Origin of the sequence: Hydrogenophaga pseudoflava NBRC 102511 (genome assembly GCF_001592285.1) — a bacterium.
Classification (GTDB): domain Bacteria; phylum Pseudomonadota; class Gammaproteobacteria; order Burkholderiales; family Burkholderiaceae_C; genus Hydrogenophaga; species Hydrogenophaga pseudoflava.
In genome coordinates, this window is sequence record NZ_BCWQ01000019.1 from 1 (window position 1) to 18,636 (window position 18,636).

Below are 18,636 nucleotides of genomic sequence, written 5' to 3' on the forward strand. Positions count from 1 at the left end.
CTGGAGTTGGTCATGCAGCACGATCTGTTCTCTTCCCTCGATTCCCTCCTGTCGGTGCCCGCTGGGGCTGGGGGCTTTCTCATCCGTGAACTGACGGGCCAATACCGGCCGGCCGAGGCCGATGAAGTGCTGCTGGCGGCGCAGCGATTGCTGGCGGCCCAAGTGCGCGGCAGCGATCTGATGGACTCGCCCGCTGTGGTCAAGGACTTCTTGCGCGCCCGCCTGGGCAACCTACCGCACGAGGTGTTTGCAGTGGTGCACCTGGACTCGCAGAACCGCGTGCTGGATTACGTCGAGATGTTCCGCGGCACGGTCAGTCAGACATCGGTGTACCCGCGCGAGGTGGTGCGCGATGCCCTTCTGCGGAACAGTTGCGCTCTGGTCCTGGTGCACAACCATCCCAGCGGCGAAGCGCGTCCATCGCGGGCCGACGAACATCTGACGCAGACGATCAAGGCCGCAGCGGCGTTGGTCGATGTGCGGGTGCTCGATCACTTCATCGTCGCCGGCGACGTGATCTGCTCGATGGCCGAGCTTGGCCTCGTGTAACCCCTGGGGCCTTCGGCCCCAATTTTTTTGATCTTGATCAGCGCGCTGCGCGCGAACACAGGGGAGGGCAGAGCATGGCCGGTGTTCACCGGCAGCACAGGGAGCAGCGGCCCTTTCCCGTGCCCGGGGATCGCGGTCTGGTTTCCTTCCCGCTGCGCGTGAACGAGCCCGCTGGACGAACTGACGTTCGGTCCACTCCCGCCGCTGCGCTGTGGTCCCGTCCCGTCCGCCAGATCGTCCCCCCGATCAGCCGCCATGCCCGAAGCCGGGCCGCTGGGAATTCCGGAGACAGCGAACCCCTGAAGTGATCGCAGCGGCTCGAACGCCGCGCCAGTCGCTGCGCTTGGTGTCACGCCGTCCGCAGAGTCGCCGCTGCTCACGTCGTCCGGCCGCCTGCGCTTTGCTGGTCGCCCGAAGAGGTTCGGGGCAGCGCGTGCGCCAATGGGCCCACCGTCATCCCCCCACGGCGCCCCCATCCACAGGTGAGGGGGGACTTGTGGGGGGATCTTTCAGCGGTGGGCCAGGTGACTGGCTCACTGATTCGTGCTGCAAGGTTTGCCCATCCCCCACCCCTTCCCGAGGGAAGGGGCCTTGCCCACCCCCCGCCCGCCCGTGGGCGGGAGCGAGGGAGTCCGAGCGAGAGGATCGGTTTTGAGGAGCCCGGATCGGGGTCCGGCTGGTCGCTCTTGCAAGGAGTTTCATCATGGCCAACGTTCAAGTCATCCAGCGTCACGCGCACCTGGCATCCGCCGTCAAGCTCGAATTCGTCAACGGGCGCGAAGGCAAGGTCGCCAAGGCGGTGCTGACCGCCATCAGCAACAGCCGCCGAGGTAGCGGCGAAGAGCGGTCCGAGGAAGCCACCGCGATCCAATGGACGCTGTGGGCCAAGCAGGCCGAACACGCGGCCGAGTACCTGGGCAAGGGCTCGCACGTGAACATCGTCGGGCGGGTGCGCAACAACCACTACCAGGACGGCGACGGGGTGGAGGTCTACGGGCTGGCGTTCACCGTGGACGAAATCGACTACCTCGACAGCAAGGCCGAAGGCGAGGCCCGCCGCGCGCGCGAAGGTGCAGGCGATCCAGCCCCAGCCGCCCCCAGCACACCCAACAGCAACCGCAAGGCCCGCAGCGAACGCCAACCGGCACACGCCTGAACTCACACACCGGGCGGTTCTTCCGCCCGGTATGCCTCATTCCGCATTTTCCGATCCAGGAGCATCACCATGATCTCTACCGCCCATTCCCCCCGTCTGGCCGCCCGCTTTGGCCAGAACACCTTCGTGATCCGCAGCGAAACCCCGCTGGCCGAAGACCAGATGCGCCGGGCCGCACCGTCCATCTTTGCCGAAGGCAAACACGGCAGCCGCTCCGATCGCTACACCTACATCCCCACCATCGACGTGCTACGCGGTCTGCGGCAGGAAGGCTTTGAACCCTTCATGGTGGCCCAGAGCAAAAGCCGCATTGAAGGTAAGACCGAGTTCACCAAGCACATGATCCGCATGCGCCACGCCGGGCAGGTGAACACCCGGCCCGAGGCCAACGAGATCATCCTGATCAACAGCCACGATGGCGCCAGCAGCTATCAGATGCTCGCGGGCGTGTTCCGCTTTGTCTGCTGCAACGGTCTGGTGGTCGGGGACGTCACCAACGACATCCGCATTCCGCACAAGGGCAACATCCGGGACGAGGTGATCGAAGGCGCGTTCCGGGTGCTGGAAGACTTCGAGGTGGTGGACGCCTCCACCGACCGCATGAAAGCTCTGCCGCTGCAGCGCGAGGAACAGCAGGCCTTTGCCACCGCAGCCCTGGCGCTGCGCTATGGCGAACGGGGGGAGGGTGAGCCACCGGCCCCGGTGACCGCCGAACAGCTGATCGAAGCCCGCCGACCGGAGGACTTCGGCAACAGCCTGTGGACCACATTTCAGCGGGTGCAGGAGAACGCGTTACGTGGTGGTCAGCCCGGGCGCGGCGCCAAGGGGCGGCGCCTGCACACCCGGCCGGTCGCCAGCATCGACCGCAGCGTGAGCCTGAACCGGGCGCTGTGGGTGCTGGCAGAAGAGATGCGCAAGCTCAAGGCCTGAACGGGCATAACACCACACCGCCCCAACGCTGGGCGGTGTGGTGTGTCGGAGATTCCGAAACGCGCTCGCCGGCTGCCGCCGGCTCGCGCGATCCCGGCCGCGGCTTCTCACCGAAGCCACAGCCAGGCGGCCATCGCCCAGCTGATGGCCGAAGCAAGCACCGCTGTCGCGGCGTGCAGAAGCCACCCCTCCCAGGGGCGTGCAACCTTACGGGCCAGGGCCGCCACATCCTGCAGCGGCAACGTCACCCGCTGCAGGGTTGGGCCAATTTCATTGCGGAACACCAAACGCGCCGCTTCCTCCATGGCCCGGGTCTGTGTGTCCACAGTCCCCCGGGCCATTTCGTCGGCGCGGCGGGCGATGTGCTTCACCGTCTGCAGCTTCGCGTTCTCGGTGATTTCTTCCATGCGCTTTGAATAGGCCTCGACCTTCTCCGCCAGATCGGTGCTGGTACTCAGCAACCCCATGCGGCTAGCTTCCAGTTGGGGTGCCAATTTCTCGACCCGATCCAGCAACGTGCCCAGATCGCCGATGGCCACCGCCATCAGCTCCTCACGGGCCGTGACCAGGTCGCTCACTGTGCCTGCCGTGCCAGCGGCACCACGTTGCTGGCGGCGCTCTCGGCCAGACCGAGCGCCGCAAAGCAGGCATCCAGCTGCGGCAACACCCCAACCGCCAGCCGCCGTGTGGCGAGCTTCTGGGCCAGCGCGAGCTTTTCTGCGGTGTCGCTGGCCTTGACGATCAAGGCCTTGTAGTCGGTCTCGTCACGGGCCAGGGTGGCGAGGTCGGCATTGCTGCCCCGGATGCGACCGTACACCTCGTTGGGGCCCAGATAGCAGGCCACGTTCTCTGTGGCGATGGGCTGCACTTTGAGGAAGGCCCGCAACAGATCGAAGTGCGCTGGGACATCTGCGGCGCTGCTCACCATGTTGAACACCAGCCGCACCCTTGAACGGGGCACACCCAGTCGCGCCATCTCGACCAGAGTGGCGATGGTGTCCTGCTGCTGCTTGAGGGCTGGCACCGTGGGAACCACGAACGCATCGAAGTCCTCATGACTGCCTTGGTACTTCTGCATCAGGTCGAGCAATTCCTCCACGTTGCTGGCCCCGATGTCCACCACCGCGCTGTCCATGGTCTGCAGGAGTTCCTGCAGCTCGCCAAACTGCCGGCCACGCATGGCATGGCCTTCGCCGTCGGCCGCGTTCAGGCTCTCCACGGAAAACAGCTCCGCGCCGTCGATACGAGGCAGCAGCAGGTGCCTGGCTATGGTGGTTTTGCCCACGTTCCCCGAGAAGTTGATCACTGCGATTTTCATGACGGGTCCTTTGCGTTGAGCCTGGCGCGCGCCAGGGGGTTGGTGATCCGGCTGCTGGCGAACGCTTCGGCGATCTCCTTGCCGCTGCGCATGTCCGTTTGCACGGAAACGACCTGAGGTGACTGGGGCGTGGTGGTTGCAGTAGGGGACGTGGACACCAGCGGTTGGGTGAGAGCGGATGGCGCTTCATCTGGTCGTGCACCGTAGGCCAAGGCCTGTGCGCTGGAAGCTGCTTTGGTGGCCCTGGCCACTTCGCGCTGCACGGTCGCATTGCTCACATGCACGCCGACCGCAGCCAAGGCCTTGCGGATCGCCTCGAAGGTATAGCCCTGGGCGCGCAGCTCCCGCATGTCCTGCGCAAAGCGCCTGGCCTTGCGGGAGCTTCTGCCCGGTGGATCGGTTGGAACCAGTTTCATTGTTCGGTTTCTGGTCAGGTGTTGGTCGGCTGTTCTTCAACTGCTGATCGGTTTGTGCAGTGGCTGTTTGCCTGCAGACCACTGCTCGTGCTGTCTGTTCACGTCCTGAGCGGTGCTGCTCGGTACGTGCTCATCTTCAACCCGGCTGGCGCCTGTTCGCCTGCTGGATTCGGACCCAAATCCAGCGGCTGCAGAGCCTCGATTCGGGCCAATACTGGGTTCATGGGTGAGTGCAGAGATAGGCGCGGTGGCGCCGGTTGTCTGACACGCTCACCCAGGGGTGAATCGTCGTCAGGAGACTCGGTATGGAACCCTCGTCACGTGACCGCATCAGCGTAGACCTGCATGGCCTCAAGGCCCCGCTGATGGAGAGAGCGCAGGCCATCGGCCTCTCGCCTTCCCACCTGGTGCGCCAGGTGCTGGCCGACGCGCTGGGGCGTCCTGCGCTGCCGAATGCAGTGGCCTGCCGCACACCTGTCCAGACAGATCCAGCTTCCCGCACACGTCTGTGCCTGCGCATGCGGTCTGAAGACGCCGCAGCCACGTTGCAGGCCGCGCAACGGGCGGGCATGGCCACCGGTGACTACGTGGCAGCCCTGGTGGCGGGTGTGCCGGCGGTGCTGGACGGAAGAGGGCACGCGCAGACCTTGCAGGCGCTCACCACATCGACGGACGAGCTTGCCCATTTCGGTCGCCGCCTCTACCAGCTGAATGCGTTGTTGCGCCGGGGCGATGTGGAGCCCATCCGCCCCTACGTCGGCATGCTCAAAACGCTGGCCCTTGAAGTGCGCCGCCACCTCGACCATGTCTCATGCGCCCTGGCCGATCTTCAACCACGCCGGCCCAACGTTTCGCCAACAGCCAGAAGAATCCATGCGGGCACCCGAAGGAGCCGACCATGAAAACGTCTACCGGCGGCCGACGCGCCGCATCGTCTGGCACTTCGTCCGTGCCTTCTACCCTGACCAGCGCTCCCCATGCGCCCGACCTCGACGGCATCCTCATCACCTGGGGTGATCGCCTGTTCTATCCGGGCAACCGCATGGTCCAGATTCGGCCCCAGCCGAAGCTGGGCTCTTCGGGCGCGCACCAGCGAGCCAACGCCATCCGCCAGCGCATCGAAGCCACCGTCGTGCGGCGTGCCCCGCAGGTCATGGTCAAAGTCACCGGGGGAGGGCGGAGCATGGCGGCCATCACGGCGCACTTTCGCTACATCAGCAAAAACGGACGGCTGGAGGTTGAGGACCAGCGCGGGGAGACCATGCAAGGCAAAGACGGCCTGCACCACCTGGCCGAGGAGTGGCGCATGGGCGGCGCTCGCATTCCAGAAGACGTCGTGCCAGGCCAACGGCGCGAGGCATTCAACATCATGTTGTCCATGCCCCGCGGCACCGATCCGCTGATCGTTCAGCGCGCCGCGCGGGAGTTTGCGCAGGCCGAGCTGGCCGACCACAAATACGTCATGGTTCTGCACGACCACCAGGCCAACCCGCACGTGCACATCAGCGTGCGTGCCGTGTCCAGACTAGGTAAGCGCCTGAACCCGCGCAAGAACGACCTGCACCGTTGGCGCGAAACCTTCGCTGAGAAGCTGAGAGGCTATGGGGTGGAAGCGGAGGCCACACGGCAAGTCACCCGCGCCAAGTTCCACCAACCGGATCAGCTGTGGCGCCTGAAGGCACAAGACGATGGACGCTTGCGCAAGGTCCGATCTAGCCAGACCGAAGGACCGAAGCTGCGTGCCTCCAGGGCTGCTGCTGTCGATGCCTGGGTGCAGATCGGGCTGGCCCTCGCCGGATCGGATCAGGCGACGGACAGGCAACTGGCGAAACACATTGCCAGCTTCGTGAGGGGCGTGACCGATTCGAACAAGGCGGCCGATGCGCAGACGAAACCCGAGAGGCCGCAAGAGAGCAGGCAACACCCGACGCCACAAACCGAACAACAGCAAACGCGCCAGCAACCCACACCGTCAACCGACATCCATCCGACCCGCTGAGGGCCAAGGCCCTGCCAGCCTTCAGGTGTCGCTCAAGGCAGATCGCAGCGCAGAAGGCGCTCTTGCGGGGGCGCGCCGCGCAGCACCTCGCGCAGCCACGGTGTCTGCTGGAACGCGGGTGGGGGTTGCGTGGTGGTCGTGACGATGTATTGAAAAGCCGATGTCAAGGTGCCTTCCAGCCCGTTCACCACATCGAACAGGCGGTGGTAGACGCTCAGTCCCAGATCGGCTTCGCGGGGGCTGTCGTGCAACAGAAACGCTGGAAGGCGGGTGGTCCCCTGCATGCTCATGCACATCACCGCCAGGTCAAAGGCAATCACCTTCAGTGACTCGATTGCGGCGGTGGAACGCTCACCGCCCAGCTGAACCGCCAGCTTCATGCCATTGCCGTCGAGCGTGACCTTGCCGGAAGCGGTAGGCCCCACCGCAGCCCTGATGATCGCGTTGAAGTAGATGGACAGACCAGAAAACACCTCGACCTGCTGGTCGCGGAACGCTGCTAGACTCTCGCGCTTTTTGTCGATCTGTTCCTGCAGTTTCGCGACCTTTTCCTGAGCCAGCTCCCACGATGCCCAGTCGCGCTCCAGTCGCTGGATGTCGTCCAGGTTCTTTTTCCGTGGACAACGATTCCTCCAGGGCCTTGATGCGCTGTGACACAGCACCCCTGGTGATGCTCAAAGCAGTCGCCGCCTTTTCAAAGCTCTGCTGCTCGATCACCACCGCAAAAGTCTCCAACTGTTCACGATCCAGCATGGGTACCTCCCAACGTCTGTCTGTCGCGGTTGCCAACCTTCGCCATTTAGGGGGGCGGACGAAAAATGTGTCGATACTTTTCAGGTGTCATTCGCTTCTGAGTGGTAACGAGTAGTGTTTTGTTTTGGCTGCTCCAAGGGGAAGACGGATAGAGCGCGCCAACAATAATTACACGCGGTTGCCATGCAGTGTGAATCAACCGAGGGAGCGTGGCACCCTGCAAAGAGTTGAACAAGGAGACGCAACATGTGGCTGTTGGTCGCTCGGGAACCAGGGCCGGATGCCCCCCAATGGGCCGGCAGGAAGATTCTTGCCGTGTTGGACGCGGTCGCTTGGCCGTTGCTTGCCGTTCTGATTGTTTTCCAGTCTCGCGTGCCGCTTGGTGTTGTCAGCACGGTGTTGGCGGTGGCTGCTTTTTCCCTGTCAGTTGCCCGGCTTCGTCGAGCCATCTGGTTGAACCACCGCTACCGCTTCACCACCTGGCGATGGGGTGGGGCGGTTCTCGGTCTGATGTTGCTTGGGGCTACTCTCAAGATCTTTGCTTGAGGGGCTCGACAGTCGTGGCACTGTGATCCCGAAACGAGCAGGGTCGTGAAGCCACTCGACCGTGTTGCGCCATATCTTGCGGCGCCACGGTCTTGGCTGGGCCCAGGGAAACGCGTAGCGGGTTCGAAATACTCCTGCGGCATCTTGCCCCAGCACAATCATGAGCATGTCCGTGCGTTTGGCGTCCGAGTCGTGGATGACCAGGTCACCAGGCTTCCACGTTCTGGTGTTCGGATCGTGAATCAGGCCCATGGCACACTTCACTCAGCGTTGTGCTAGTGAGCCACAGTGGGCCGAGTCTGGCTCCAAGAATCAATGTCAGCTCTTCGCCAAGCCACGGCGCGCGAAGCGAGCCGCACTGGGTTCGGAAACTCATGGCTCGCCATCAAACGATAAATCGTTGATCGACCAAGGCCGGTGATCTTCATGACGGCGCGCATGCGTAGGAGCGCGGCCGTAGGAGGGGCGCTTTGGTCTTGAGGGGGATTGATGTTGTGGTGCTGCACGGTGCGTCTCCCGGTAGAAGCAACACCTACACTGTGAGAGCAAAGGGTTTCAGTCCCAATGCTGGATTCAGGCTCAAATCGTGCATCAGTGATCCAACGATCAGCGTGCACCGAGCAGGTCCGAGCAAAGAAGGTTGTGATACCGTCATCCACCCATACAGTACCGTCTTCTCCCTCCGGTGAGAGCATCCGATACCGTCATCGCGCCACAGAACATGCCACTTTCGCATTCCAATCGCTGCGGCGAACCATCAACGAATGAGTCCGAGAGCGATGAGCCTCGTGATGGGCTCCAGAATGCGACGGTAGATCTGTCGGTATCGAGCCCGTTCGCGGCTGTCACGCAACTCGCTTTCCCTCTGAGTCGCGACCAGCTATTGACAATAGAGTGGGAATGATGCCGATACAGCTACTGTAAAAATATACAGTAATTGTGCAGAATGGTACCCCCGCAATCGCAGCCCAAGGAGGTGTTGCATGGGTATCCGCCATGATCTTTACTACATGCTGCACCTGCCTTGGGCCGTCGCACAGGACATTGACCGGTTGTACCAGTTGTTGAACCGCTCGTACCACGGACCTTCCAAGCCCATGGCCGCTGAGCGGCTGCACACCACACTGGTGCCTCTGGGGTCGTACGAAGACCGCATTCCTCCCGAAATCCTGGCGCTTGTCTTGCGTGTGGGCCCGCAGCTGGACGCGGCGCCATTCCGCGTCTGTTTTGACACCGTGCAGTCGCGCGGCCCTCAGCGTGAGGTCGGCACTGTCGAGCTGGCAGGTCACGGTGTCGGCGTTCGGCCCTTGTTCCTTCTGCGACGGCAACTGGTCACGGCCTTGCGCTCGCTCGGATGGCCCGAGGCTTGGATACGGCCCAGCTTTTATCCACACATCACGCTGGACTACGGGCGGGCGCCGGTCGGTTCCCAGCGAATCACCCCTCTGGCCTGGGACGTGACCGAAGTGCGGCTTGTCGACAGTCTCTATGGGCAGGGGCTCCATGAGGTGCTGGCAAGCTGGCCCCTGCAGGACCGGCAGCCGTCGCTGTTCGATTGACGATGGCACCCAAAGGGTGCGGGACAATGACGGCATGAACGACGCCGAGTACATGGGCCTGGCCCTGAAAGAAGCCCAGGCCGCTCGCGCCGCGGGCGAGGTGCCGGTCGGTGCGGTGATCGTGCACCAGGGCAGGGTGGTGGGCGTCGGGCGCAACGCGCCCATCGCTGCGCACGACCCGACAGCCCATGCAGAAATCGTCGCCCTTCGCGCGGCAGCGCAGACCCTGGGCAACTACCGGCTCGACGACTGCGAGTTGTTCGTGACGCTGGAGCCATGCGCCATGTGCAGCGGCGCGCTGCTGCATTCGCGCCTGCGGCGGGTGGTCTTCGGTGCACATGATCCGAAGACCGGTGCAGCCGGCTCGGTGGTGGACCTGTTCGGTCAGGCTCAGCTGAACCACCACACCCAGGTCTTGGGCGGTGTGCGGGCCGACGAGTGCGGCAGCATGCTCAGCGATTTCTTCAGGTCCCGCCGTGACCAGCAGCGTCGCGAGGGCCAGCCTCTGCGAGACGACGCGCTGCGCACGCCCGAACGCCGTTTCGACGGTTTGCCGGGATACCCCTGGTCGCCGCACTACCTGAGCGATCTCCCGTCGCTGGGCGGCCTTCGCCTGCACTACCTGGACGAAGGGCCGTCGGACGCGCCGCGCACCTGGCTGTGCCTGCACGGCAACCCGGCGTGGAGCTATCTCTACCGCAAAATGATTCCAGTCTTCACCGAGGCGGGAGATCGTGTGGTGGCGCCCGACCTGATCGGCTTTGGCAAGAGCGATAAACCCAAGAAGGACGCGTTCCACCGTTTCAACTGGCACCGCAACGTGCTGCTCGAGTTCGTTGATCGGCTGGACCTGGGCAACGTGGTGCTGGTGGTGCAGGACTGGGGTGGGCTGCTCGGGTTGACCTTGCCGATGGCCTCACCGGGGCGCTACGCCGGCCTGCTCGTCATGAACACCCTGCTGGCCACTGGCGGCGAGACACTGTCTCCGGGGTTCTTGGCGTGGCGCAAGATGTGCGCAGAGAAGCCGCTGTACGACGTCGGCCGCCTGCTCGCGCGCGGCAACCCGCACCTGGATGCCGCCGAATGCGAGGCGTACAACGCGCCGTTTCCCGACGCGGGCCATCGCGCCGCACTGCGCGCCTTTCCGAATCTGGTGCCGGAGCACGCCGAAGACGAAGGCGCAGCCATATCCCGCGAGGCCCTGCTGTTCTGGCGAGATCGCTGGCAGGGCCGGACGCTGATGGTGGTCGGAGCACGCGACCCCGTGTTGGGTGAGCCTGTCATGCAAGCCCTGGCACGCAACATCCGGGGCTGCCCGCCACCTTGGCTGATTTCCGACGCAGGGCACTTCGTTCCCGAGCGGGGCGAGCAGATTGCACGCGCGGCCTGTCAACACTTTTCCAACTATCCCGTTTCTTTCAACGAGCCATGAGCCACATCTACATCTACTCTCCTTCCAGCGCCGTGCGCGACAAGGCCGCCTTCCGGCGCGGGGTGAAACGGCTGCAGCAACTCGGCCACGAGGTCGAGATCGACGAGGCTGCGCTCAGCAGCCACATGCGGTTTGCGGGCGACGACGCCACCCGCATCGCGGCCATCGGCCGTGCAGCGGCCAGCGGTGCCGACGTGGCGTTGATTTCACGCGGCGGATATGGCCTCACGCGCCTTCTGCCCGAACTGCCCTACAAACAGCTCGCGAAAGGCATCGGCAAGGGCACGCAGTTTGTGGGCCTGAGCGACTTCACCGCGCTGCAATGCGCGCTGCTGGCCAAGACGGGCGCCGTGACCTGGGCGGGCCCGGCACTGGGGGAGGACTTTGGCGCCGAAGAGCCTGACGACATCATGGAAGCCTGCTTTGACGACCTGCTCGACGGGCACGGCGAGGGCGCGGGCTGGGTGCTGCCCAAAAAGGACCTGCCTTGTCTGCCCACGACCGCCAGGGAAGAAGCCCCGTCGCTGCACCTTCACAAGGCCCAGCTGTGGGGCGGCAACCTGTCGGTGCTGTGTTCATTGGTCGGCACGCCCTGGTTGCCCGATGTGAAGGGCGGCGTGCTGTTTCTGGAGGATGTCAACGAGCATCCCTACCGCATCGAACGACAGCTGACGCAACTGTTGCATGCGGGCATCCTGGGACGTCAGAAGCTGATCGTGCTGGGCAGTTTCAACCGCTTCAAGCCGGTTCCACACGACCGCGGGTTCAAGCTGCAGACGGTGGTCGACTGGCTTCGGAGTCAGACCCGGACGCCTGTGCTGACGGGCCTGCCGTTCGGGCACGTTCCCACCAAGGTGTTGTTGCCGGTGGGCCGGGACGTGGAGGTGATGGTGCAGGGGCGCGAGGCGCTGATGTTCTGGGGATGAGCTTGGGCTCGCAAACGCCTCAGCGTGCCGAGCGGGTTGATTCCAGGAGACCTTTGGGCAGGAGGCCATTGAACACCGGGGTCACGCTGCGGACCAGATCGACCGCCCGTGCCTCGCCATGAAGACGGCTGAGTACGGCCACCATCTCGGCCCGGGCATACCAGAGCGCTTGCACATCGTGCACATACATGAGGCGGTGTTTGAGCCTGGGATTGGCCTGGGCCCCTGCTTCACCCAGAACAGACAGCATTGCCTGGCGGACCGGCTCGAGCGACTCCGGTGCATGCTTGCGCACCTCGGTGCCCAGCAAGGCGGAGATGCTGTGGCGAATGGTGGGTTTGATCCAGCGCATTTGCGATCCCAACGATATGAAGTTATGGGGGCAGGATACGTCCGGGGAGCCCCTCGGGCAAGGCCTTGAGCTTGAGGAAAGTCAAGAAAACAACAGCCAAATCAAGCGGTTAGAAAGACTGTTTAAGATATTGCGTGTACAGGTCTGGTGACGATGCCAGTAATTGCCCCGGAAAGTGTTCAATGACGGCCGGTTCGTTTAGGTCCTTTGGGCTCAGCCATGTGGAAACGTCCAACAGCGGTCCTGGGTCACGTCATTTCTGGTGCTCAAATGTCTGGATGTGTGATAAACCACACACCTTGTTACCATCCACCAGCTTGTCCTTGCTTCGGTTGACACCACCAGCACCCGGCCTCGCCCAGGCCGATTTCTACTATTTTTCATGGCCGAACTGACGATTGCCTTCGTGGACCTGACCGGCAGCGTCTCCGTGTTTGAAACACTGGGCAACGACCGCGCCGCCAAGGCGGTGACCAAGCTGACCCAGTGGATCGGGGCCATGGGTCTGGAACACAACGGCAAGGTCGTCAAGATGCTGGGCGACGGCGTTCTGCTCTCGTTCACCAACAACCGGCTTGCTGTCGAGTGCATGAGCACCATTCAGCAGGAGCACTCTCAACGGGTGGCCCAGTGGCCCAACCGGCTCAAGCTGATGATGCAGATCGGCATGGCGCGCGGGCAGGTGGTGCAGGTCGACGGCGATTGCTTCGGCGATGCGGTCAACGTGGCGTCGCGTCTGAGCGATCTGGCAGGGCCGGAGCAGATCCTGGTCAACGACCTGGTGATTCGCAAGCTGGGCAAGGGGCACAACGTGCGCAGCCGCAGCCTCGGGCCGATCCGGATCAAGGGGCGCGTGGAGCCAACAGAGGTCTTCCGCATCGAGTGGCAGACCGAGATGCTGTCGGAGTTCCTGACGCTTCCGGCCGACCTGCACGCCCTGAGAAAAAGCACCGAATCGGTGTTCGGGGGCATCGAGCTGGGCTGGCTGGACACCAGCCAGTCTTTCAATCTCACGGACTTACCGTTGAAGATCGGCCGGGTGCCCGAGGCCGATTTTGTGGTGAACGATCCGCGGGTCTCCCGGATGCATGCTTCCATCGACATCCGCTCGGGCAACTACCTTCTTGAAGACACCAGCAGCTACGGCACCTGGGTTCGTTTTGCCGGCACGGACAATGCCATTGCATTGAGGCGGCAGGAGTGCCTGCTGCACAGCGATGGCGAGTTCTCGATGGGTGCACCCTTCACGGACATCAGTGCACCCACGGTGAGTTTCCGCCTGGTGGATGGCCAGATGGTGCTCGGGCACGGTCGCACGCGCGTCTGAGCCAGTCGCACGTCCGATGCACGAGCGGCACGACGCCGCTACCATCGCTCCAGCCTTGGAGGTGCTGATGCGCTGGTTGACCCGTTTTTTCTTTCTGTTGCTGCTGCTGATCCTGCTCGGAGCAGTGGCGTTGTCGATCTATGCCTGGCGCAGCCAGCCCCAGACGGATGGGGATCTGAGCCTGCCTGGGTTGCGCGGTGCCGTGCAGGTGCAACGCGACGGCAGCGATGTGGCGCACATTCTGGCCACCGACCCGCGGGACGCCTGGATGGCGATGGGTTATGTGCACGCGCAGGAACGCGGATGGCAGCTGGAGTTCAACCGCCGCCTGATGCGAGGACAGCTGTCCGAGGTGTTTGGCCGCTCCACGCTGGAGACCGACCTGCTCATGCGCACGCTGGGCATCCGGCAGGCGGCCCAGGCGCAACTTGCTGGTATGAGCGAAGAGGGGCGTGCAGCGCTGAAGGCCTACAGCGACGGCGTGAACGCGTTCTTTGCTGGCCGCCAGCAAGCGCTGTCGCCCGAGTTCCAGATCCTGCGCATCGACCCACGGGAAGAGGCGGCCGCCGGCCGCTACTGGGAGCCCGAAGACAGCGCTGGCTGGGCCCTGATGATGGCGCTGGACCTGGGCGGCAACTGGGGCAACGAGCTGGCCCGGCTGTCCGCGCTGCAGGTGCTGGACACCCCGTCCCTGTGGCAGCTGTTTCCGCCCTATCCGGGCGAAGCACCCGCAGCGTCGGCCGATCTGGCGGAGCTGTACCGTGTCATGCGCGTGTTTCCGGCTGCTGATGGCAAACAGTCGCGCGCCATCGAGAGCAGTCCTGCAGCGGATGCCCTGGCACAGGGGGTGATCGAGTGGACCCGCTCCCTTGGAGAAGTGGAGGGCAAGGGCTCGAACAACTGGGTGGTGTCGGGCGCGCGCAGCGCCAGCGGCAAGCCGCTGCTGGCCAACGACCCGCACCTGGGCCTGAGCGCGCCGGCGATCTGGTACTTCGCCCGCCTGCAGGCGCCCGACGTGCCCGGACTCAAGGGCATGGATGTGATCGGGGCCACCCTGCCGGGCACACCGTTCGTGGTGCTCGGGCGCACACCCGAGGTGGCCTGGGGCTTCACCAACACCGGCCCCGATGTGCAAGACCTGTACCTGGAGCAGCTGGACCCCAGCGACCCGACCCGCTATCGCCTCCCGGCACCCGCGGGGCAGGAAGCCTGGGCGCGCTTTGACGAGCGCGTCGAAACCATCCGCGTCAAGGGCGAGCCCGACGTGGTGCACACGGTGCGCAGCAGCCGACACGGCCCCGTGCTCAGCGATGCACCGGGTCGTGCGCGTGACCTCATCGACACCGAGCGCTTCGCGCTGTCGCTGCGCTGGACCGCGCTGGAGGCGGACAACCGCAATGTGGAGGCCACCCTGGCCTCCAACCGCGCGCGCTCGGTTGACGATTTGCTGGAGGCGTACCGCCACTTTCACGCACCGATGCAGAACGCGGTGATGGCCGACCGCAGTGGCCGCATCCTGTTCAAGGCAGTGGGCAAGGTGCCCCTGCGGTCGCCGGACAACCGCATCCGCGGTGTGGCTCCCTCGCCGGGCTGGGACGCCCGCTACGACTGGACGGGCTACCTGCCTTACGAAGACACCCCGCAGGACGACGGCGCCAAGGGCTGGATTGCCACCGCCAATCAGCGCATCCATGCGGCCGACTACCCGCATTTCCTGACCCAGGACTGGGCGGCGCCGTACCGCCAGGAACGCATCGAGGCCCTGCTGGCTCAGTCGGAGAAGCACGACGCGGCCAGCTTCCGCGCCATGCACGGCGATCTGCATTCGGAGGCGACGCTGCGCCTGCTGCCCCACCTGAGCAAGACCGCGTCCAGCCACCCGCTCGCCGCTGCGGCGCTGGCTTCGCTCAAGGACTTCAACGGCGGCATGTCTGCCGATGCGGCTGCGCCGCTGGTCTACAGCTTCTGGATCGACGAGTTCACGCGCGGTGTGGTGGGCCAGCGCCTGGGCGTGGAGCGGTTCGAAAAGCTCTATGGCAAGCGCCTGTTCCGCAACGCGGTCGAGGGGATTCTGGAGCGCGACGACCACGACTGGTGTGGCCCGCAGGGCTGCGCTGCGGCCAGCACGGCGGCGCTGGACCGGGCACTGGACCGCATCAGTGCGCAGCAGGGAAGGGATGTGTCGCGCTGGCGCTGGGGTACGGCCCACCCGGCGATTTCCGTGCACCGTCCGTTCAGCAACGTCGGTGCGCTGGCACCCATGTTCGAGGTGCGAAAGGAAACGGGCGGTGACCCATTCACCGTGAACGTCGGCCAGTACCACCTGGACAAGGCCGATGCGCCGTTTGCCAACCGGCATGCCGCCAGCCTGCGCGCCATCTACGACCTGGCGGAGCCGGAGAACTCGCTGTTCATCTACCAGACGGGGCAGAGCGGCAACGCGCTTTCCAGCCGTTACCGCGACATGAGCGACGCCTGGGCTGCCGTGGAATACCGGCCGCTGCAAATGGCGCCCACGCAGTGGCGCAGCCGCCTGGAGCTCAAGCCCTGATCGCCGCCAGGCGTCAGGCGGATTCGTGGAGGCTGCCGCCGCTCAGCGAGGCGAGGGTGGTGTCGTTGTAGCGCTTGCTGGCGGCTTCGGCCTGGGCGCTCAGCTTGGCCACGTAGGCATTCAGCTCGGCGCCCGAAATGTCGCCGCTGCCATCGGTGTCGACGGTCTGCATGAGGGCCTGCAAGGAAGCGTCCTCGCTCTCGGCAGTCGCCTCTTCGGTTTTGGCGAACTCCGGGCCTTCTTCCGGCGTGGTGACAGCATGCACGGGAGCCTTGGTCGCCGGTGCCGTGGGGTTGGTGGCGCCAACGAGCGAGCCGGCCCCCCCGGACATCACTTCCTGTGTGGTCGTGATCACGGTCGTGGTCTGCACCACCGTGGTTTCGATGGCGGGTGTGATGCCGAACTCGGCCATCGAGATCTGGCCATCGTTGTCGGCATCGAGCTCGGCGAACCGGGCCTCATCGCCGCGCTGCTGGACAAACGCCTGGGTGTTTGAGGCGGACGAAAACAGGTTCTGCAGCAGGGTGCCCACCTCGGCGCCATTCAGCGCGCCATCCTTGTTGGCATCGAGCGAGGCATACAGCTCCGAGGCGCCCTGGCCGACTTCGACGCCCAGCTTGCCAGCGACCTTTTCAAGCGCCGCCTGGAACTCGCTCTGGCTGACGCCACCATCGCCGTCGGCGTCCATCTTCTTGTGCATCTTGTCCTGCAGGTAGCTGGACATGGCGCCACTCAGGGACGACAGGGTCTGGGACCAGGCGCTGGAGTTGCTGGTGTCGACGGTGCTCATGGAGAGGTTCCTTTCTGGCGGGTGGTTCCGGGATGGAGCAATGCTCTCCCATCCGGACCCCACAGAAACCCGCCAACAGCGGGACGGAAACCCCGCTGTTCGGCCGATTGGCGAACCTCGCCGCCGACTTACTTGAGCTTGCCCGAGAGGAACTGGGACAGCCGCTCGGACTTGGGGTTGACCAGCACTTCGCGCGGATTGCCCTGTTCCTCGATGCGGCCCTGGTGCAGGAACAGCACATGGTTGCTGACCTCGCGCGCAAAACCCATCTCGTGGGTCACCACCACCATGGTGCGGCCTTCTTCGGCCAAGGTGCGCATCACGCGCAGCACCTCGGTGACGAGTTCGGGGTCGAGCGCGCTGGTCGGCTCGTCGAACAGCATCACCTCGGGCTCCATCGCCAGCGCACGGGCGATCGCCACGCGCTGCTGCTGACCGCCCGACATGTGGGCCGGGTATTTGCCCTCGACGTCGCGCAGGCCGACCTTCTCCAGGTACTTGCGCGCAGTGGCAACGGCTTCGTCCTTGCCCTTGCCGAGCACATGCATGGGAGCCTCGATCACGTTTTCCAGCACCGTCAGGTGGGACCAGAGGTTGAAGTGCTGGAACACCATGGCCAGCTTGGCACGCAGGCGCTGCAGCTGTTTTTCGTCGGCCGCCTTGAGCATGCCGTCCTTGGCGGTGACCAGCTTGAGCTCTTCGCCGGCCACGACGATGCGGCCCTGCTGCGGCCGTTCCAGCAGGTTCATGCAGCGCAGGAAGGTGGATTTGCCGGAACCGGACGAGCCGATGATGCTGATCACGTCGCCGGCCTTGGCCGTCAGGGAAATGCCCTTGAGCACCTCGTGCGAGCCGTAGCTCTTGCGGATGTCGATCGCTTCGAGTTTGGTGGTCATGGTGCGTGGGTCTGTCAGGGGCTCAGCAGGTTGCCGGAGCGGATCGGTGTTCGGCCGGCGACACGGCAAAGCTCCATGCCCGCCGTGGCCCAGCGCAGGCTGTGGCGGGCGTAGACGATGCCATCGATGCTGCTGCGGATGTCGGTTTCGCGCGGTGTCAGCGGATCGATCACCCGCGCGAGCAACTGCCCGGCGGCCACACGCTCACCCACCTGGGCCACGAAGTCGATCACGCCCGGATGCGGGGCGTGGGAGGCTTCCGTGCCGGCCAGCGGTGTCGGCTCGCACCGCGGATCAGGCAGGGCAGGGGTGGGGCCAGCCACCACGCCGACATGGCGCAGGTAACCGACGATGGCCTGGGCATCCTGGCTGGCCAGGGCGTCCGACACATCCGTCTGGCTGCGCAGCTCGACGGTGGTGCTGGCGCAGCCCAGGGGGATCGGCGCCTGGTCGGCGAAGTGATCGTGCAAACGCCACCATGGGCCGGACAGCGCCTCGTCGAACGAGATCGAAGGACCCGAGCCCCGCGCCCACAGCAGCGCCTTGGCGCCAAGCAGTCGCGCCAGCGGCGCCATCTGGTCGAGCATGGGCTGCTCGACGTACATATGAAGAATGGCCTCGAAGTCGCAGTGCAGGTCCAGCACCACGTCGGCATCGCAGGCAAGGCCCATCAGCACCCGGCGAAGGCTCTCCAGCTCGGTGGTCACCGGCTGTTCCTGCAGCACCTCGTGCATGGCGGCCCGCACGATGCCTTTGTTTGTCTCCGCATCCTGCGTGAGCTTCGGCGCGATCCGGTCTTTCACCAGGTTGAAGAAGTCCGGGTAGTTCCGGTTGAAGTTCTCCATGGTCAGCAGCTCGAAGCGGCCGACCTGGTGGTGCATCAGGCTCTGGTCCAGCCCGATCGGGTTGCACACCGGCACCAGCACGACCTCGCCGGGGATCTCGCCGGCCGCCTCGGCCGCGGCCAGAAGGCCCCGCAGCTTGTGCGCGGTGAGCATGCCGGGCAGCTCGTCGGCGTGCAGGCTGGACTGGATGTAGGCCTTACGGCCATTGGTGGCCTGACCAAAGTGCAGGCTGGTGACATGGCGTTGGGTGCCAAGCGACGGAGAGAGCAGGGGGTGTTGGAGCTGTCGCAT

20 protein-coding genes and 1 pseudogene are annotated in these 18,636 nt (G+C 64.7%); 11 read left to right on the forward strand and 10 right to left on the reverse strand.

Translation table 11 applies throughout. The annotated features are described in order from the left end of the window. Positions 1-12 precede the first annotated feature (12 nt). The 3 genes from HPS01S_RS19605 (at position 13) to HPS01S_RS19615 (ending at position 2,635) form a co-directional block, all read left to right on the forward strand. Positions 13-549 (forward strand): JAB domain-containing protein, encoded by a 537-nt coding sequence (locus HPS01S_RS19605; RefSeq protein WP_084397572.1) that lies wholly within the window; start codon positions 13-15, stop codon positions 547-549. 703 nt (positions 550-1,252) lie between these two features. Beyond that, a complete protein-coding gene (locus tag HPS01S_RS19610) occupies positions 1,253-1,705 on the forward strand; it encodes a single-stranded DNA-binding protein (protein WP_066160177.1) in 453 nt (150 codons plus the stop codon). Between the two features lie 69 nt (positions 1,706-1,774). Beyond that, positions 1,775-2,635, forward strand: coding sequence for a DUF932 domain-containing protein (locus HPS01S_RS19615; RefSeq protein ID WP_066160180.1), 861 nt, complete (start codon positions 1,775-1,777; stop codon positions 2,633-2,635). Positions 2,636-2,742: 107 nt separating this feature from the next. Here HPS01S_RS19615 and HPS01S_RS19620 read toward each other — a convergent pair whose 3' ends face one another. From HPS01S_RS19620 to HPS01S_RS19630, 3 genes are read right to left on the reverse strand one after another with little or no spacing between them, the layout of a single operon-like run. Further along, positions 2,743-3,213, reverse strand: coding sequence for a hypothetical protein (locus HPS01S_RS19620; protein WP_066160182.1), 471 nt, complete (start codon positions 3,211-3,213; stop codon positions 2,743-2,745). Then, positions 3,210-3,953: a StbB family protein gene (stbB, locus tag HPS01S_RS19625; RefSeq protein WP_066160185.1), complete on the reverse strand. Its 744-nt coding sequence runs from the start codon at positions 3,951-3,953 to the stop codon at positions 3,210-3,212. The genes HPS01S_RS19620 and stbB overlap by 4 nt, the downstream gene beginning before the upstream one ends. Continuing rightward, on the reverse strand, positions 3,950-4,369 hold the full coding sequence (locus tag HPS01S_RS19630; RefSeq protein WP_157576465.1) for a hypothetical protein: 420 nt from the start codon (positions 4,367-4,369) through the stop codon (positions 3,950-3,952). The genes stbB and HPS01S_RS19630 overlap by 4 nt, the downstream gene beginning before the upstream one ends. A gap of 305 nt (positions 4,370-4,674) precedes the next feature. Between HPS01S_RS19630 and HPS01S_RS21890 the strand changes: the two genes are divergently transcribed. Beyond that, positions 4,675-5,271, forward strand: coding sequence for a hypothetical protein (locus tag HPS01S_RS21890; RefSeq protein ID WP_157576467.1), 597 nt, complete (start codon positions 4,675-4,677; stop codon positions 5,269-5,271). Further along, a complete protein-coding gene (locus tag HPS01S_RS19640; protein ID WP_157576470.1) occupies positions 5,268-6,368 on the forward strand; it encodes a relaxase/mobilization nuclease domain-containing protein in 1,101 nt (366 codons plus the stop codon). Before HPS01S_RS21890 ends, HPS01S_RS19640 begins: the two co-directional genes overlap by 4 nt. Positions 6,369-6,400: 32 nt before the next feature. Here HPS01S_RS19640 and HPS01S_RS21990 read toward each other — a convergent pair whose 3' ends face one another. Together HPS01S_RS21990 and HPS01S_RS22475 are read right to left on the reverse strand one after the other, a co-directional pair. Then, a complete protein-coding gene (locus HPS01S_RS21990; RefSeq protein ID WP_066160198.1) occupies positions 6,401-7,030 on the reverse strand; it encodes a hypothetical protein in 630 nt (209 codons plus the stop codon). Positions 7,031-7,043: 13 nt separating this feature from the next. Next, positions 7,044-7,121 (reverse strand): annotated as a pseudogene (locus tag HPS01S_RS22475) (hypothetical protein); the annotation flags it as partial. A gap of 246 nt (positions 7,122-7,367) precedes the next feature. On the opposite strand from HPS01S_RS22475, the gene HPS01S_RS19650 reads away from it, so the two are divergent. Beyond that, positions 7,368-7,667, forward strand: coding sequence for a hypothetical protein (locus HPS01S_RS19650; protein WP_066160201.1), 300 nt, complete (start codon positions 7,368-7,370; stop codon positions 7,665-7,667). Positions 7,668-7,942: 275 nt separating this feature from the next. Here the strand turns inward: HPS01S_RS19650 and HPS01S_RS22440 are convergent, their stop codons facing one another. Further along, a complete protein-coding gene (locus tag HPS01S_RS22440) occupies positions 7,943-8,362 on the reverse strand; it encodes an AlpA family transcriptional regulator (protein ID WP_307174401.1) in 420 nt (139 codons plus the stop codon). Between the two features lie 288 nt (positions 8,363-8,650). Here HPS01S_RS22440 and HPS01S_RS19655 point away from each other — a divergent pair, with 288 nt between their 5' ends. From HPS01S_RS19655 to HPS01S_RS19665, 3 genes are read left to right on the forward strand one after another with little or no spacing between them, the layout of a single operon-like run. Beyond that, positions 8,651-9,226: a 2'-5' RNA ligase family protein gene (locus HPS01S_RS19655; protein ID WP_066160204.1), complete on the forward strand. Its 576-nt coding sequence runs from the start codon at positions 8,651-8,653 to the stop codon at positions 9,224-9,226. Positions 9,227-9,260: 34 nt separating this feature from the next. Next, on the forward strand, positions 9,261-10,658 hold the full coding sequence (gene tadA, locus HPS01S_RS19660; protein ID WP_066160207.1) for a tRNA adenosine(34) deaminase TadA: 1,398 nt from the start codon (positions 9,261-9,263) through the stop codon (positions 10,656-10,658). Continuing rightward, positions 10,655-11,584, forward strand: coding sequence for an LD-carboxypeptidase (locus tag HPS01S_RS19665; protein WP_066160210.1), 930 nt, complete (start codon positions 10,655-10,657; stop codon positions 11,582-11,584). Before tadA ends, HPS01S_RS19665 begins: the two co-directional genes overlap by 4 nt. A gap of 19 nt (positions 11,585-11,603) precedes the next feature. Here HPS01S_RS19665 and HPS01S_RS19670 read toward each other — a convergent pair whose 3' ends face one another. After that, on the reverse strand, positions 11,604-11,936 hold the full coding sequence (locus HPS01S_RS19670; protein WP_066160214.1) for a hypothetical protein: 333 nt from the start codon (positions 11,934-11,936) through the stop codon (positions 11,604-11,606). Positions 11,937-12,318: 382 nt separating this feature from the next. Between HPS01S_RS19670 and HPS01S_RS19675 the strand changes: the two genes are divergently transcribed. Further along, a complete protein-coding gene (locus HPS01S_RS19675) occupies positions 12,319-13,263 on the forward strand; it encodes an adenylate/guanylate cyclase domain-containing protein (protein ID WP_066160217.1) in 945 nt (314 codons plus the stop codon). A gap of 67 nt (positions 13,264-13,330) precedes the next feature. Then, positions 13,331-15,814 carry a penicillin acylase family protein gene (locus HPS01S_RS19680; protein WP_066160385.1) on the forward strand — a complete coding sequence of 828 codons (2,484 nt, stop codon included), beginning with the start codon at positions 13,331-13,333 and terminating at the stop codon, positions 15,812-15,814. A gap of 13 nt (positions 15,815-15,827) precedes the next feature. On the opposite strand, the gene HPS01S_RS19685 is transcribed toward HPS01S_RS19680, so the two are convergent. The 3 genes from HPS01S_RS19685 to HPS01S_RS19695 all read right to left on the reverse strand — a co-directional run bounded on the left by HPS01S_RS19685 (position 15,828) and on the right by HPS01S_RS19695 (position 18,636). Then, positions 15,828-16,604 carry an EF-hand domain-containing protein gene (locus tag HPS01S_RS19685; RefSeq protein ID WP_066160220.1) on the reverse strand — a complete coding sequence of 259 codons (777 nt, stop codon included), beginning with the start codon at positions 16,602-16,604 and terminating at the stop codon, positions 15,828-15,830. Between the two features lie 128 nt (positions 16,605-16,732). Beyond that, the gene (locus HPS01S_RS19690; RefSeq protein WP_066160223.1) at positions 16,733-17,500 is read right to left on the reverse strand and encodes an ABC transporter ATP-binding protein; all 768 of its coding nucleotides are present in this window, start codon (positions 17,498-17,500) and stop codon (positions 16,733-16,735) included. A gap of 14 nt (positions 17,501-17,514) precedes the next feature. Continuing rightward, a complete protein-coding gene (locus HPS01S_RS19695) occupies positions 17,515-18,636 on the reverse strand; it encodes a M14 family metallopeptidase (RefSeq protein WP_066160226.1) in 1,122 nt (373 codons plus the stop codon).

Excerpts from the sequence above, each read along its gene's own strand:
- HPS01S_RS19605 (WP_084397572.1), top strand. The coding sequence starts at position 13 with ATGCAGCACGATCTGTTCTCTTCCCTCGATTCCCTCCTGTCGGTGCCC.
- HPS01S_RS19610 (WP_066160177.1), top strand. The coding sequence starts at position 1,253 with ATGGCCAACGTTCAAGTCATCCAGCGTCACGCGCACCTGGCATCCGCC.
- HPS01S_RS19615 (WP_066160180.1), top strand. The coding sequence starts at position 1,775 with ATGATCTCTACCGCCCATTCCCCCCGTCTGGCCGCCCGCTTTGGCCAG.
- stbB (WP_066160185.1), bottom strand. The coding sequence starts at position 3,953 with ATGAAAATCGCAGTGATCAACTTCTCGGGGAACGTGGGCAAAACCACC.
- HPS01S_RS19630 (WP_157576465.1), bottom strand. The coding sequence starts at position 4,369 with ATGAAACTGGTTCCAACCGATCCACCGGGCAGAAGCTCCCGCAAGGCC.
- HPS01S_RS21890 (WP_157576467.1), top strand. The coding sequence starts at position 4,675 with ATGGAACCCTCGTCACGTGACCGCATCAGCGTAGACCTGCATGGCCTC.
- HPS01S_RS19640 (WP_157576470.1), top strand. The coding sequence starts at position 5,268 with ATGAAAACGTCTACCGGCGGCCGACGCGCCGCATCGTCTGGCACTTCG.
- HPS01S_RS19650 (WP_066160201.1), top strand. The coding sequence starts at position 7,368 with ATGTGGCTGTTGGTCGCTCGGGAACCAGGGCCGGATGCCCCCCAATGG.
- HPS01S_RS22440 (WP_307174401.1), bottom strand. The coding sequence starts at position 8,362 with ATGCTCTCACCGGAGGGAGAAGACGGTACTGTATGGGTGGATGACGGT.
- HPS01S_RS19655 (WP_066160204.1), top strand. The coding sequence starts at position 8,651 with ATGGGTATCCGCCATGATCTTTACTACATGCTGCACCTGCCTTGGGCC.
- tadA (WP_066160207.1), top strand. The coding sequence starts at position 9,261 with ATGAACGACGCCGAGTACATGGGCCTGGCCCTGAAAGAAGCCCAGGCC.
- HPS01S_RS19665 (WP_066160210.1), top strand. The coding sequence starts at position 10,655 with ATGAGCCACATCTACATCTACTCTCCTTCCAGCGCCGTGCGCGACAAG.
- HPS01S_RS19670 (WP_066160214.1), bottom strand. The coding sequence starts at position 11,936 with ATGCGCTGGATCAAACCCACCATTCGCCACAGCATCTCCGCCTTGCTG.
- HPS01S_RS19675 (WP_066160217.1), top strand. The coding sequence starts at position 12,319 with ATGGCCGAACTGACGATTGCCTTCGTGGACCTGACCGGCAGCGTCTCC.
- HPS01S_RS19680 (WP_066160385.1), top strand. The coding sequence starts at position 13,331 with ATGCGCTGGTTGACCCGTTTTTTCTTTCTGTTGCTGCTGCTGATCCTG.
- HPS01S_RS19685 (WP_066160220.1), bottom strand. The coding sequence starts at position 16,604 with ATGAGCACCGTCGACACCAGCAACTCCAGCGCCTGGTCCCAGACCCTG.
- HPS01S_RS19690 (WP_066160223.1), bottom strand. The coding sequence starts at position 17,500 with ATGACCACCAAACTCGAAGCGATCGACATCCGCAAGAGCTACGGCTCG.
- HPS01S_RS19695 (WP_066160226.1), bottom strand. The coding sequence starts at position 18,636 with ATGCGACAGCTCCAACACCCCCTGCTCTCTCCGTCGCTTGGCACCCAA.